General features: G+C 42.3%; 8 protein-coding genes. 3 read left to right on the top strand and 5 right to left on the bottom strand.

Annotated features, from left to right (window positions below):
* Window positions 1-6: 6 nt before the first annotated feature.
* The 3 genes from QVP90_RS17990 to QVP90_RS17980 form a co-directional block, all read right to left on the bottom strand.
* The gene (locus QVP90_RS17990; RefSeq protein ID WP_441293880.1) at window positions 7-4,482 is read right to left on the bottom strand and encodes a two-component regulator propeller domain-containing protein; all 4,476 of its coding nucleotides are present in this window, start codon (window positions 4,480-4,482) and stop codon (window positions 7-9) included.
* Between the two features lie 188 nt (window positions 4,483-4,670).
* Window positions 4,671-5,825, bottom strand: a complete 1,155-nt coding sequence (locus tag QVP90_RS17985) for a dienelactone hydrolase family protein (RefSeq protein WP_021937184.1) — start codon at window positions 5,823-5,825, stop codon at window positions 4,671-4,673.
* A 19-nt stretch (window positions 5,826-5,844) separates the two neighbouring features.
* A complete protein-coding gene (locus tag QVP90_RS17980) occupies window positions 5,845-7,572 on the bottom strand; it encodes a pectinesterase family protein (protein ID WP_007478703.1) in 1,728 nt (575 codons plus the stop codon).
* Between the two features lie 121 nt (window positions 7,573-7,693).
* On the opposite strand from QVP90_RS17980, the gene QVP90_RS17975 reads away from it, so the two are divergent.
* Window positions 7,694-8,032 carry a cupin domain-containing protein gene (locus tag QVP90_RS17975; protein ID WP_005925639.1) on the top strand — a complete coding sequence of 113 codons (339 nt, stop codon included), beginning with the start codon at window positions 7,694-7,696 and terminating at the stop codon, window positions 8,030-8,032.
* A gap of 91 nt (window positions 8,033-8,123) precedes the next feature.
* Here QVP90_RS17975 and QVP90_RS17970 read toward each other — a convergent pair whose 3' ends face one another.
* Complete coding sequence (locus QVP90_RS17970) at window positions 8,124-9,083, bottom strand: pectinesterase family protein (protein ID WP_021937183.1); 960 nt, start codon at window positions 9,081-9,083, stop codon at window positions 8,124-8,126.
* A 6-nt stretch (window positions 9,084-9,089) separates the two neighbouring features.
* Complete coding sequence (locus QVP90_RS17965) at window positions 9,090-10,289, bottom strand: glycoside hydrolase family 88/105 protein (protein WP_005925643.1); 1,200 nt, start codon at window positions 10,287-10,289, stop codon at window positions 9,090-9,092.
* 286 nt (window positions 10,290-10,575) lie between these two features.
* Here QVP90_RS17965 and QVP90_RS17960 point away from each other — a divergent pair, with 286 nt between their 5' ends.
* Both QVP90_RS17960 and QVP90_RS17955 read left to right on the top strand, forming a co-directional pair.
* Entirely contained in the window at window positions 10,576-12,021 is a 1,446-nt protein-coding gene (locus QVP90_RS17960; protein WP_005925645.1) for an MFS transporter, read from the top strand.
* Window positions 12,022-12,221: 200 nt separating this feature from the next.
* Window positions 12,222-15,623: a DEAD/DEAH box helicase gene (locus QVP90_RS17955; RefSeq protein ID WP_021937182.1), complete on the top strand. Its 3,402-nt coding sequence runs from the start codon at window positions 12,222-12,224 to the stop codon at window positions 15,621-15,623.
* Window positions 15,624-15,854 lie beyond the last annotated feature (231 nt).

Genomic DNA, 15,854 nt, shown 5'->3' with positions numbered 1-15,854 from the left:
TGGAATTTAAGTATTCTTTTTGCTTAAGCTATCCTTATACTCGGTAGGGGTCATCCCTATTTTCGATTTGAAGCATTTACTGAAATAACGCGGATCATTAATACCTACCATATATGAAATCTGAGTCATATTAAATTCACCGGTTTCTATTAATTGGGCGGCACGATTGATACGCATTTCTTTAATAAACTCAATCGGCGCCAACCCTGTCAGTGTTTTTAGTTTTTTAAAGAATACCGAACGACTCACAGCAACCTCTCTCACCAAATCATCTACTACCAAATCACCGTTATCCATATTCTTTTCCATCAGTTCAATAAGCTTGTCCATAAACTTACGATCATTGGGAGACATTTCCGGTAATTTTTCTTCTTCTAAAACAACCTCTTCCGAAACTGCGGTAGAAGACAGAACACCATTCATCAAATTGTCTCTGTAAAAACTTTGCAGTTTATGACGTTGAGCAAGTAAATTCTCTACACGAGCTTTCAGATAAGTGGCACTGAAAGGTTTGGTAATATAATCATCGGCACCGTATTCCAAACCCTCCAACTTACTTTCGATAGAAGTTTTGGCCGTCAGCAGAACAATAGGAATATGACTGGTGGTCATATCCGCACGGAGTTCCTTCGTCATTTCAATGCCGTCTTTCTCGGGCATCATAACGTCACTGATGATAATGTCTGGAACAAATTTAAGTGCTTTGCTCCAGCCGTCCATACCGTCTACCGCCTCAATGACACGATATACCGGTGAAAAAATGGTACGCAGGAAAGTACGTAGTTCCTGATTGTCTTCCACAAGCAACATCACTTCTTTATTAGAATCCTCTTCAGATTCTTCCTCTAAAGAGGTTACTTCCGGATTAATAATAGGAATAACAGATGCTGTTGCATCCATCACAGGAACGGAACGACGAACGGCTGCATCCTCCAGAATAAATTCAACCGTATCATCATAATGTTCCTTTCCTTTAAGGAAATCGACTTTGAAACAGCTTCCTTCGCCTAACTTACTCTCTACCGAAATAGTAGCTTTATGCATTTCGGCAAGCTCTTTCACCAATGAAAGACCAATACCGGTGCTTGCCTGATTAAACAAATTCTTATCTACCAGATTTTCGAAACGCACAAAGAGAGATTTTTTCTTATTCTCCGGTATACCGATTCCCTGATCCTGTACACCTATGGCAACGGTTCCTTCATCTTCACGGATGAAGACACGAATCAGTTTTCCATTCGGAGTATATTTAAAGGCATTAGAAAGCAAATTGAATACGATCTTCTCCAATTTATCCTCATCAACCCAAAGATACAATTCGTCCTTTTCCGTTTCAAATAAAAAGTCGATACTGTGTTCTTCCGACAGCGATTCGAAATTATCCATTATCCTCCGGACAAAAGAGACGACGTCGACCCTTTGTACCTGCATCTTCATTTTCTTATTCTGAATCTTACGGAAATCAAGGATCTGATTGACCAAATGAAGCATCCGGTTCGTATTACGTTCTACTACGACCAGTTGTTCACGTGCATCTTCCGGCAATTTCGAATTTTTCAAGACATGCTCTACCGGGCCGGCTATCAAAGTCAACGGTGTACGAAGCTCATGTGAAATATTTGTAAAGAACCGAAGTTTTATATCCGAGACCTGTTGTTCTACCGATACTTCGTGCTTCAACCGATAAATGGTGAAAAGAATGTAAACCGCTACAAAGATGATAAGCAGAATGAATATTACATAAAGGAAATAAGCAAGTGGCGTTTCCCAAAATGACGGTAACACAACAATTTCGAGATACCGGGTATTAGGCACCCAGACACCGTCACTATTCGTTGAACGCACCTTGAATGTATAATGTCCTTTAGGCAAGTTGGTATAAGTAGCACTGCGCAACCTGTCGGCATAGGTCCATTGTTTCTCAAAGCCTTCAAGGATATAAGCATACTGAATATTCTGCGGATTCGTGTAATCGAGTGCCGCATACTGAATAGCAAAAATATTTTCTTTATGAGAGAGTACCAATTCTTTTGTATCATCCAAACCTACCTTCAATACAGAATTATCCCCCGGAACAATGTCCTGATTAGCAATCACTAATTTAGAGAATACGATAGGAGGGACAAAACGGCTTTTACTGATAGAATCGGGATTAAACATAAAAATCCCATTACTGGCACCAAACAAGATATCTCCTTTAGAAGTCACTGTTGAAGCAGCTTCACTAAAACGCACACGGAACGTGATACTGCGATCATCGTAATTCTCAAAACGTTCTTCACCGGGAATAAATTTACTGACACCATTTTCCGTACTTATCCACAAATTGTGCTTATCGTCTTCCCGAATAGAAAGCAACACATCTGAGGGAAGTCCGTCAAGCACAGAATAAGATTTAAATGCTCCTTTTCCAGCCTCATCAATAAAAAGAAGTTTATTAAGTCCGCCACCAAAAGTGGCAAGATAAAGCTCTTTCTTTTCTGTAACTACAATCCAGTGCACATCATTATTACTCAAACTTTTCGTATCATTCGGATTACGGGAAAAATGATGGAATTGAATTTCTTCAGGGGTACTGAATTTTTCGTCAAAAGCAACTGCACCGGCTGTCGTCCCTACCCAAAGACGTCCATTGTTATCCGAAGTAATAAAACGGGTTTTATAGCACAGATCAATCGGATATCCCTTCAGATTGTTGCGATGATTGACAAAAATAGTATTTCCATTCTTATCCTTTGATATATAATTAATTCCATTAGCAAAGGTTGCAATCCAGATACGCCCGTTATGATCTTCATAAACACAATACACATTATCATTGCTCAAGCTATACATGTCATCCTCATCATAACGATAACGAGATAACCGATAAGACAGACCGTTCGACGCTATCGGCTCGGCACGTACCAAACCATCCCCTTTCGTTGCTATCCAAAGTACTCCTTTGGAATCCTGCATAATATAATAGACCGTACCTTTCATAGGTACCCCCGAACGGGAGACTGTTCCGTTCTCGGTTAAAAATCCCAGATATTTATGGTCAGAATCATATATACGGAGACGTCCGTCTTTCAGCCCCACCCATATATTTTTATTATTATCTTCACAAAGGGCACGCACTTCATTGCTCAACGACTCATAATTATGCTCCTCCGGTGTCATCATGCTAAACTGAACCGAACGAAATGTCACTTTTTCTAATCCTTTGGAATGGGTACAAATCCAAAGATTCCCTTGTGTATCGGAAAAACTGGAATGTATTTTATTAGAGAAACGCCAGTCTGAACTTCCCAACTCGTCGTAAAAAGGCACAAGCTGATTCTTTTCCCGATCATAAAAAGAAAATCCCCCACCATAAGGATGTACCCAAAGATATCCGTTCACATCTTCGTGTATATGAAAAGAAGGACGTGAACGGTCGGCAGCAGTAGGTTCCACGCGTATCTGCTCACGTTTTAATATTCCGGTAAAAGGATTAAAGTGTGCAACAACTCCCGGTTCTTCCTGCTCAAACCACACTTCTGAAGTTTTGTCTACATATGCCGACACAATAGGGGCGGAAGGCAAGTCACGACAAGTTACATGAGAATAATGCACATATTCTTTCGTTTTCAAATTGTAAACAAAGAAACCGTCTGTAGAAGTAGCAATCACTACTTTATCCGGTTCTACACTGTTGATGGAACTAATGCGTGAGCGAGTTGGCAACTCAAGCAATTCGAATTGCCCGTTTTCTTTCTGATAACGCCATACACGCCCTCTGTCCGATCCGAAACAAATCTCCGTTTCATTCTCCTGTACTGCATAGAAAGCCTGCTTCGGATCCGAAAAGCGCTCTTTCGTTTCTACAAAATAGGATACCGGTGTTTTCTCCCCCGGACGAATTAAGCCCAAACCATTATCCGTAAGCAGCCATTCATTATTATCAGCATCCTGATATACCTTAAAAACTTTCGTAGCAGGAAAAAGCCCCGACTTTGCAGAATAAATTTCAGTAGCAAGGCGACCGGTCTGAGCAGAAGCAGTGACACGTATTGCACCGTCATTCTCCGTAAGCAACCAGACTGTCCCTCTTCGAAGGACACTGATCGCATTCACATTGGAATTACTCCCCGGCTGTCCGGCAGCAGGAACCTGCTCAAAGGTTTCTGTACGAGGATCGAAACGATGAGCCCGATTATCATAGGTCAACAACCATAAAAATCCGTCCGGATCTTCATACATCCGGTCGACGCGATTATTTGTCAAACTGATAAAATTTCCCTGACGTGCCTTATATGTTTTAAAAGAATAGCCATTAAAACGGTTAATACCATCCCAAGTCGAAAACCAAAGATTTCCTTTATGATCCTGTAAAATGCTCATTACAGTATTTTGTGACAAACCGTCTTCGGAAGAGTAATGGGTAAAAAAACAGTTCCGCTGGGCACTAATCACCAGCGCGATACTCAAAAATGCTATCAGAAATAAGATTCTTCTCATCATTTTATAAAATTCCATGCGGTAAAGATACAAATTAAACCGAATTTTGCCTTATTTTTATTTCTATTTTAATAAGACATAGGTATGATATACCCTCATTTAGTATCTCTTAAGTAGCTGGAATAAGTATAAAAAATAAGCTACAGGTAAAAAATCTTCCTTCCGGAATATGCCTTTTTTACCAAATATTATTTTGAAAGTTGTTTATTAAAGAAAGACAATATTTCTGCTTGCATTTCCTTACTACAGAAATGGGGCAATTCCCACAATTTTGTGATCAGTTTATCATCGGCATTCTGACTATTCCACACTGTATGCAACTGTGAATAAGCATTTTCTACTGCAGGAACAGGAAAAAGTTTATCATGCCGGCCATTAAAGAAAAGCATTGCTTTAGGGCAGGCAATAGAAACGATATGCGGATAATCCAAATACCGCCTTAAACCAGGTAACACATTGGCGTAATTCGAATCACCCTTCCCACGTCCGTAATGGGGGGAAAGCTGATATTCAGTGGTCGTCAGCCAACAAACAGCAGCACCGGCCTTTACCCTATCAGACAATGCCGATAACATCCAGGAACGATAAGCCCCCATCGAGAATCCCATGCAACCTATCCGATCAGCATCGACCTCTTTCAAAGAAGCAAGAAAGTCGGCAGTATACATATCCTCATATGAAATCGTACCGCTCCAACTGCGTCCCAACATTTCAAAGACACACGCCAAAGACTGCTGACTTTCATAACGTGCCCCCTCTTTCCGCCCGCGCTCTCCCCAGAAAAGAGCGTCTATGGAAATCACCACATATCCCTTAGAAGCCAGATAGTCACCAACATACTGGTCATCATAACATTGATGCACCCAATTATCGGCATCCGCCAATATTAAAGAATCAACATCGAAAGGCCGAATCATCTTCTCTTTCCCTATCGAAAAATGCGCACCATGATCATGTAACAGCACAACAGCCGGAAACGGGCCTTTCCCCGCAGGAACCAACAAGTAAGCGGGAACCCGGGAATAACCGGAAAGGTTGAAACGAATTTTTCGAGCTTCATAACCCGCCCGTTGTTCTATAGCCACAACTTCCATACCATATTCTTTGGCAACAGGCGGTGGAGCCAACATTGCATCCAGAACAATCGTACGGGCCATTTTCCGCCACTCGGAAAAATCAGTCTGGGCACTATTCCCCCATGCCATAGGATAGGTAAGTTCTTGTTTCATCTTTTCCAGAAAAAGCGGATAATCCTTTTCTATCTCATAGGAAGTGCTTTTTTGTGCCACAGCAGTCAAAAAAGCAATAGCTGTCAATATACTAACACCGATTCGTTTCAACATCCGAGTCTGTTATTATAAATTATCTCACTACCTTTACCAATGAATCTCCATTCTTCACCGGATTCCAGCCATCTCCACCTTTCAGGATATCTTCCATACGATATTCTTTCAGATCTTTTAATTGCCGGGAGAAAGCAGCACGCGCTTTCGGAGCAGCTCCTTCACCACTACTCTGATATTCGGCATAAAACACCGTTTTTTCTGCCTCTTTCTTACCCCAGTTATGCCACCCAGCAGGTTGTATATGTCCGCCCATATTGCAATGTATAAATACCGCCTTTGCATATGGACGCCAAGGACGGGAAAGATAAACTCCTTTCACGCCCTCATCGGCAGTTAGGGTACAATCATAAAAAACATAACCGTATTTTGACTCTTTATCGGTAGAAGGAGCTGTTATATATCCGTTTCTCTTACTATGGATGTGGCAACGATTGAATACAGCCGTAGACCAACCGAAAATAAAATCGACAGAACCCTCAATATAACAGTTCTCATAATACTGGCGACTGTTTTTACCATAAGTGTAAAGCGTATCCTGAAAACCCAGAAAGCGGCAATTCTTGAAAAAAGCACGATCTGCCGACACAAAACAAGCTACTGCCTGCCCCACCGGACCGGCAGTATTCTCAAAAGTTATATTCTCGGCATAAAAATCCGGTGCATAAATATAACAGGTAGACGAACCGGAAGTCCCCTTCGTTTCTCCGAAGACATTCTTTTTATCAGCATAATCGTCATAAGAAAGAACCGCTCCTTCCTGACCTATCAAAGAAACATTTATTTTACTTTCCGGTATCACGACTTTTTCTTTGTAGATACCTTTACGGACAAGAATAGTAGTACGCACATTTTTACGAAAATCGGGTACGGCATCAATGGCATCCTGAATAGTAAAAAAGTCACCGCTACCATCTTGTGCTACCACATAATCATAGTGACGAACGTATTTAGCCAATTCGGGAACAGCCTGTGCAATGGCATCCACTGCCAGACCGGCCACTACCCGGCCACCATATATATTAAGATGTGTATTATCTTCACGCCCTTTCGGAAAGGCCGGTACTTTGTTAGGCTCTACCCACATGAAAAGTTTCTTCGATTCTACAGGTCCTAAACCTTGAACCAATTCATGGGTTATCTTATTCATATCAATAAAAGGTACATTCAGCTTCTTCGCTACATTACGGGGAGATTCGATATAAGCGCCGTGCGTATCATACAAGGTATCGCCTTCTTGCGGCTGTTTCACTTCTCCGGCATCATGACGAGTGTCTTTACTGATACTTTCGTCTAACGGACGGACAAAATTACGACGTACAATCGCATTACAAAGTATCGGAATTCCTCCTTTTGCACGAGTTTCATTCACAAAACGGCTAAGGTTAGCATCAAAAGTCGTACCGGGATCCGTATGACGGTCTGCTTTAGGTTTCTCATCATTATGCCCGAATTGGATAATCACATAGTCTCCTTTTTTCACTTGAGAAATGACCTTGTCCCAGCGACCTTCATCAATAAAACTCTTGGAGCTCCGCCCATTCATTGCATGATTGTCGATACGTACTTCTTCACTGAAGAATCCGGGAAGCATCATTCCCCACCCCCGTTCAGGATTTCCTCCGGTAATATTTTTGTTAGCCATTGTAGAATCGCCTATCATAAAAATGGTAAGCACGGGTCTATCCGCTTTAAAAGCAGAAAGAAGAAAGAATAAACTTAAAAGAACAGCCAGCTTGTTTTTCATTTTTGTCGAAATCTATTTTATTGTTGTGCAAACTTACGGACTTTTTATCTGAATGACGTCTAAAAAACGTTGCTTTAGGTGGAATAATTGTATATTTGGACGTTTTTTTAAAGCATAAAGTATGAAAACAAGAAGTAAAACATTCATTTTAGAAAAAGAAAAGGCATGGGAACCGGCAGGCGAAGGTGTAGTTCGTCAGATCATGGGGTATGACGGACAGGTAATGCTTGTAAAGGTTAAGTTTGAAACCGGTGCAATCGGAACACCTCATACACACTATCATACCCAGACTACATATGTAGCAAGTGGCAAGTTTGAATTCACCGTAAACGGAGAGAAACAAATAGTAGAAACTGGAGACGGTATATATATCGAACCGGATGCAGAACATGGATGCACCTGCTTGGAAGCAGGAATATTGATTGACTGTTTTAGTCCGATACGAGCAGATTTTCTATAAAGGGTGTGACGGCACTGCCGCACACCCTCCTCTGCAAAGAATATCTTCCCTACTACACAGGTCATCACGACTTTATAATAAGGAGACTCTCTTATCTCTTATATGGATACCAATTACTACTATCCGTAAAAATATTCTCAATAGTATAACGCAGTGCCTCTTTAGAGGTCAACTGTTTAGCCCATTTCACTCTGCCGGCTGTGGCTGCGCCTTCACCTGTATTACCGAATTCCGCATAACGGGCAGTTTTCTCATTCTCTTTAGTGCGCCAGTTATCCCAGCCTTCAGGGCGGATATGGCTACCAAATTCGCAATTGAGGAAAGTAGTAGAAGCATACGGACGCCATGGACGCCCCAGATATACTTTGGTCACTCCGGGTGCAGCCGTCAACTTACAATTTTTGAACACATAACCGAATTCTACATTTTCCGGAGTCGATGCGGCCGTAATGTATGAATTCCGTTTGCTGTGGATCGTACAACGTTCAAACAATGCCGTCGCCGGACCAAAGATAAAATCAGTCGTTCCTTCTATATAACAATCTGTAAACAAAAGACGTGTTCCTTCTCTACCCGTATATATCGTATCCTGATTCCCCAATAAACGACAATGAATAAACATCAGCCTGTCTCCTTCGGTATGAAGAGCCACAGCCTGCCCAAGCGGTGCGGCATTATTCTCGATGGTCAGATTCTTAAATGTGATATCATTGCCTTCCACTTTCACAGTATAAGTGCGGAAAGTACCCATCTTATCGATATTAGCATGATCATCGTAGGTAATTATAGTACCTTCAGCACTCTCACCTACCAGCTGCACGTTCTTGACCCAAGAGGGAATTACCAGTTTTTCTTTATACAGTCCATCCTTTATATATATAGTAACGGTGTAATCCATAAAAGCCCGGACGGCCTCTACCGCTTCCTGAATAGTACGATATTCACCGGTTCCATCACGAGCAACTACGATAGTGTCTTGTTTTTGCTGTGCCTGTACTGTGCCGATGCAGGCCAGAAACAACAACAGACCTGCTTTCAATAACTTATTCATATGTTTTTATTTCTTCTGTAAACGTTCGTATTCCAAACTCGCCATAATAAACGGACCTACTGCTTTCGGGTCATTGCTGCGAATGGTTTCATTAATATAATAATCATAGTCTCCTGAACGATAATTCTTTCCGCCCAATCCGGCTACGGCACAGGCTTGGGTGATGGTGACCAATCCATCTTTGTCCACCTCGATAAAATTATCCAGAATACCTTTATATCCTTTCAATGCCACATCCAGATAAGAAGAGTCGATATATCCCATACGTACCGCTTTAAATAAAGAATAAACAAACATAGTTGAACAAGAAGATTCCAAATAATTACCCTTATCGCCACTACGATCGAGCACCTGATACCAAAGCCCGGTCTTAGGATCTTGTAAGCGTTTTACTTGTTCGGCGATATTATTAAGAATAACGAGCATGGAATCTCTTCCTGCCTCATGTTTCGGAATAAAATCGAGTGCATCGACAAATGCCATGGCATACCATCCCATAGCACGCCCCCAGCTATGTTTAGATTGCCCGGTAACAGGATCGGCCCAACGCTCCTTACGACTCACATCACAGGCATGACGATACAAGCCGTTTTTCGGATCGTATGTATGGCGAGCCACAGTGATAAACTGATTCACCACATCTGCATAATCTTTCACCCGGTTATTACGGAAAGCATATTCTGCATAAAAAGGTGAAGCCATATAAATACCATCCAGCCACATTTGATTCGGATAAATCTTTTTGTGCCAAAAACCGCCATCCTCGTTACGCGGATGCGTATCAAGCTGGCTACGCAATAAATCAATTGCTTTCTTGTATTTTTCATCCTTGGATTCCTCATAAATACGGAACAGAAATTTCCCGGAATTCAAACGGTCAATATTGTATTCGTGTAGTTTGTAAGTCACAATGCTACCATCATCATGAATCATTGTATCGGCATAAGCCAGTGCATAATCATATATCTTTTTTCCACCATAAGTATCATATACGTCGAGCATTGCTCCGAGTTCCAAGCCGTGACAATAATCCCATTTCAGTTTAGGTTGAAAATCCAGTTGCCACGATTCGGGACAACGAATCATCTCCGACTCCGTCATACGCACGGACCATGGAAGTTTATCACTCACTTTTTGGGCAGCCAACGAAACAGAGCAAAGCAAAGCCCCTATCACAAAAGTTTTACAAATTAAGTTTCTCTTCATTCTCATTTTTGTTATTGGTAATTAGATTTACTACTTAATGAGGCAAAGATAGCGACTCTTTTTATATAAGGTGTGGAGTTTTCGATTCAAAAGGTGTATTTATAAGTTTTCGTGCACGCAAACATACAATTTCGTGTACGATAACGTAGTTTTTCCGCATTTTTGGACGATTTTGGTATAAAACAGACAAAATTTACAGCAAAAGAGACAATAAATATGTTGATTTGCATCAAATAATGTGTATTTTTGGCCCAGAATCAGAACTAATAATTTTAAATCATTTATCATGAGTACAATTCAAAATGCTATGGGTAAAATGACAAACTACAGATGGACTATCTGCGCTATGTTATTTTTCGCGACAACTGTAAACTACCTCGACCGTCAGGTGCTCTCGCTGACGTGGGATGAATTTATCAAACCGGAATTCCACTGGGACGAATCACATTATGGAACTATTACCTCTGTATTTTCCATTGTATATGCAATCTGTATGTTGTTTGCCGGACGTTTCATCGACTGGATGGGAACAAAGAAAGGTTTCCTTTGGGCAATCGGTGTATGGTCGGCAGGTGCATGTCTCCACGCCTTATGTGGAGTAGTAACCGAGCACTTTGTAGGTCTTCACAGTGCTGCGGAATTAGCTTCCGCAACAGGTGCCACAGTGGTTACAATCGCTACCATCAGTATGTACTGCTTCCTTGCTGCCCGTTGTGTATTGGCACTCGGTGAAGCAGGTAACTTCCCGGCAGCCATTAAAGTTACTGCCGAGTACTTCCCCAAAAAAGACCGTGCTTATGCCACCTCTATTTTTAACGCCGGTGCATCTATCGGTGCATTAATTGCTCCGCTGACTATTCCTATTTTAGCTAAAGTATGGGGTTGGGAAATGGCATTTATCGTTATTGGTGGTCTCGGCTTTATTTGGATGGGTTTCTGGGTATTCATGTACACAGCCCCTTCAAAGAGTAAACACGTGAACAAAGCCGAATTGGAATACATTGAACAAGATAAGCACGAAGAAGGTGCCGCTCCACATGTAGAAGAGAAAGACCAGAAAAAAATGAAATTCTGGCAGTGTTTCAGCTACAAACAGACTTGGGCTTTTGCTTTCGGTAAATTTATGACCGACGGTGTATGGTGGTTCTTCCTTTTCTGGACTCCTTCTTATTTATTCACACAATTCGATATCAAAACATCCAGCCCATTGGGTATGGGATTGATCTTTACGCTATATGCCATTACCATGTTGTCTATTTACGGTGGTAAACTTCCTACTATCTTCATCAATAAAACAGGTATGAACCCCTACGCTGCCCGTATGAAAGCGATGTTGATCTTCGCATTCTTCCCGTTGGTAGTATTGTTGGCACAACCGTTAGGTACTATTTCTCCTTGGTTCCCCGTAATCATGATCGGTATCGGTGGAGCTGCTCACCAGTCCTGGTCGGCTAACATTTTCTCTACTGTAAGTGATATGTTCCCTAAAACAGCGATTGCAAGTATCACGGGTATCGGTGGTATGGCCGGTGGTTTCGGCTCTATGATTCTTCAGAAAGTAGCTGGTAACCTGTTTGTATATGCAGACGAAACTCAAATGACTTTCATGGGATTTGAGGGTAAGCCAGCCGGTTACTTCATTATCTTCTGTGTTTGTGCAGTAGCCTACCTCATCGGTTGGACCGTAATGAAGGCATTGGTTCCGAAATACAAACCTATCGTTTTGGATTAATCTTTCCACACATAAATGTTTATAAATAGTAAAAGCTGTGTCGACAGGTAGTCGGCACAGCTTTTTTTATTTATTAAAAGAAGTTGACGTTACTTCCCTTTTCCTTGGCTTTACTACAAGCGAAGGCAAACTACACCCTAACATAATAAAATGAACTTGTTTATTTTATTCTACTCTCGGTTTGCATTATCTTTGCATGCATGGAAAATAAGGAGATAAAAGAATCGTTTGATATTTTGTTGACTGTCTGCCGCATCGATGATAACAAGCTCGACATAGCCTATAAACAAATGCGTGACCTGCTCGAACGCCTCTGCCGTAGCCAGATGCAGAACGAAAGCCTGCAAATGACCGACCTGTCCGCACGAATCAGTTTTGTAGCTGCACGCACCGGTTTATCAGCCATAGAACAGAATCGCCTGCATACTTTCCGCCTGACTTCAAATGGCGTACTGAACCGTAGAACAGAGCCCGAACGGGAAAAATTATTGCGCGACGCAAAGACTCTCGCTTTTTTCCTGAAAAAACTCTCGGGAACCGACATTCCGGATGAATTATATAGATTGCTGCCCAAAACAGATCCCACTTATATCATCGCTCCGCCCACTCGCAGAAAAATAGAACGTATGCGGGTATGCTTCCAACATTCCGATGAACATTTCCTATATGTAACACCACTGGACAGTATCGCCGATGAACCGTTACGGGTGCGCTACAATATCCCCCAATTCAACGAAGAGTTTGCAGAAACATGCAAACTCCTTTGGCAGCATGCACAGCTCAACCTCCTGGATATAAACGTAGACGACAACGGAATACTCAATCCTGCTTTCATCGTTCTCGAACCGGACTATCTGATAGATATCAGCTCGCTCGCCGAGTGTTTCCGGGAGTATGGTCATCATCCGGCCAATTATTTTCTGGCACGTTTACAACCCATTGAAAATGCGCGTCCATTATTATTAGGAAATATAGCCAACCTCTTTCTGGACGAATGGATCCACGCAAACGGAGAAGTAGACTATCTTTCGTGTATGCAAAAGGCCTTCCGCCGTTACCCCATTGAACTGGCTGCCTGCGCCGATCTACAGGATAAGGAAAAGGAGCGTCAATTCTTTGAAGATTGCAAAATGCACTTTGAACACATCCGGGAAGTAGTAACCGAAACGTTCCATGCCCCCGGATATGAAATGGATAAGAGGGATGCCGTACTCGAACCTTCGTACATTTGTGAAGCACTTGGTTTACAAGGACGTCTCGACTATATGCAACGGGATATGTCGTCATTCATTGAAATGAAATCCGGTAAAGGAGACGAATACAGTATCCGTAATAAAGTAGAACCGAAAGAAAACAATAAAGTACAGATGTTACTCTACCAGGCGGTACTTCAATATTCAATGAAGATGGACCACCACCGCGTAAAGGCTTACCTGCTTTATACACGTTATCCTCTGCTCTATCCGGCCCGCCCGTCATGGGCTATGGTACGCCGGGTGATCGACCTTCGAAATCGCATCGTAGCCGAAGAATACGGTATACAATTACATAACAGCCTTGAATATACTGCTGCCAAATTACAGTCAATCCAAGCGCAAACTCTCAATGAACGGGGATTACAAGGCCGTTTTTGGGAACAATACCTGCGTCCCTCCATTGATATATTCGCACAACATCTCGCCGCTCTTTCTCTTCTGGAACAAGCCTATTTCTATGCCTTGTATAATTTTATAACCAAAGAGCTTTATACCTCCAAATCCGGAGACGTAGACTACGAAGGACGTACAGGAGCTGCTGCCTTATGGCTTTCTACACTTGCCGAAAAATCAGAAGCCGGAGAAATTCTTTATGACCTGCGCATCAAAGAGAATCACGCAGCCGACGAGCATAAAGCCACTATCATCTTATCCAGAGAAATACTCCGGGAAGAAGCTTTACCCAACTTCCGGCAAGGAGACTCCATAGTGTTGTACGAACGCAATGCAGTTACCGATAATGTCACCAACAAAATGGTATTTAAAGGTAATATCGAAACAATCACTGAAGAAGAGATACATATCCGCCTACGCGCCAGTCAGCAGAATTCCTCTGTCCTTCCCCCTGACAGCCTGTATGCCATCGAACATGACACAATGGATACCACTTTCCGCAATATGTACTACGGACTGTCAGCTTTTGCGTCGGCAACAAAAGACCGCCGGGATCTGCTTCTCGCCCAACGCTCCCCTGCCTTTGACGAATCGTTCATTCCCCGCATCACTGCCGCCACCGATGATTTCTCCCGTGTTGCCCTTAAAGCACAAGCGGCCAAAGATTATTTTCTGCTGATAGGCCCTCCAGGAACAGGAAAGACCTCTTGTGCCCTCAAAAAAATGGTAGAAACCTTCCACCGGGACGAACAGGCACAGATACTTCTGCTATCATATACTAACCGTGCCGTAGATGAGATTTGTAAATCACTCTCTTCCATCCGCCCCAAAGTGGACTTTATCCGCATAGGCAGCGAACTGTCTTGTGAGGAGACCTATCGCAGCCATCTGATAGAAAATGAACTGTCAGCTTGTATGCGCCGTTCGGAAGTGACCGACCGTATTACACGTTGCCGGATATTCATAGGTACAGTAGCCTCCATTTCCGGCAAGCCAGAACTCTTCCGCCTGAAAAAATTCGATGTAGCCATTGTCGATGAAGCAACTCAGATTCTTGAACCTCAGTTATTGGGTATCCTTTGTGCCCGTAGTATGTCGGGGGATAATGCCATTGGCAAATTTATCCTTATAGGCGATCACAAACAGCTCCCAGCCGTCGTTCTTCAACGTGAAGATCAATCTGAAATACACAATGAAACACTGCGTGCCATCGGACTAACAAACCTTAAAGATTCTCTTTTTGAGCGTCTTTACCGCAACACCCAAAACTACTCCCATCCCTCCAAAGATAATATATCTCCCTATCCCCATTTCACTTCTCCCGCCTCACTTCTCTCCGACATGCTTTGCCGACAAGGACGTATGCACCCCGAAGTAGCCCTTTTTGCCAACCGTACTTTCTACGAAGGGCGCCTGTTACCCGTAGGATTACCTCATCAACTGGAAAATTCAGCAGGCATCACGCGCCTCGCTTTCTATCCGTCCGAACCGGAACCCGCAGGAGCGCCGGCCAAAACGAATCGTTCCGAAGCTCGTATCGTTGCCCGACTGGCATTAGACGTTTATCAAAAAAACGAAAAAGAATTCAACACAGCACAAACTTTGGGTATTATCACTCCTTATCGTAGCCAGATAGCACTCATCAAACAAGAAATTGCCCGATTAAACATTCCGATGCTTAACAGGATACTTATCGACACAGTCGAACGTTTTCAAGGGAGTGAACGGGATGTCATCATTTATTCGTTCTGTGTCAACTACCCTTACCAACTCAAATTCCTCTCGAACTTAACGGTGGACAACGGAATATTGGTAGACCGAAAATTAAATGTAGCAATGACCCGTGCCCGAAAACAGATGTTTATTACAGGAGTTCCCAATCTACTGAAACTGAATCCCATTTACGATAATTTGATGAAATCAATGCCCTCAACAGTCAGAATGGACGAATAAGCAAGGATCTTTCGAAATAATACGGAAGGTTATTAATTTTTATTCTCTCTTTATGCGCTTTATTAACACCTAAATAATGAACAAACCGCTATATTTGCATCACGTTTTTTTCATAGAGATTTAGATTTAAGGTTAGAAGAATTGCGGAAGTCGTGAGACTTCCCTTTTTTTCGCTTTAACGTTTACTGCCTTTTCAATTTTTTCAAAGCAAGTAAACAAGAAAAGCCGCTT

It is taken from the genome of Bacteroides sp. CAG:189, assembly GCF_000432295.1.
Classification (GTDB): domain Bacteria; phylum Bacteroidota; class Bacteroidia; order Bacteroidales; family Bacteroidaceae; genus Bacteroides; species Bacteroides salyersiae.
The sequence above is the reverse complement of the archived record's forward strand: the minus strand, read 5'-3'. Positions and strand labels throughout refer to the sequence as shown.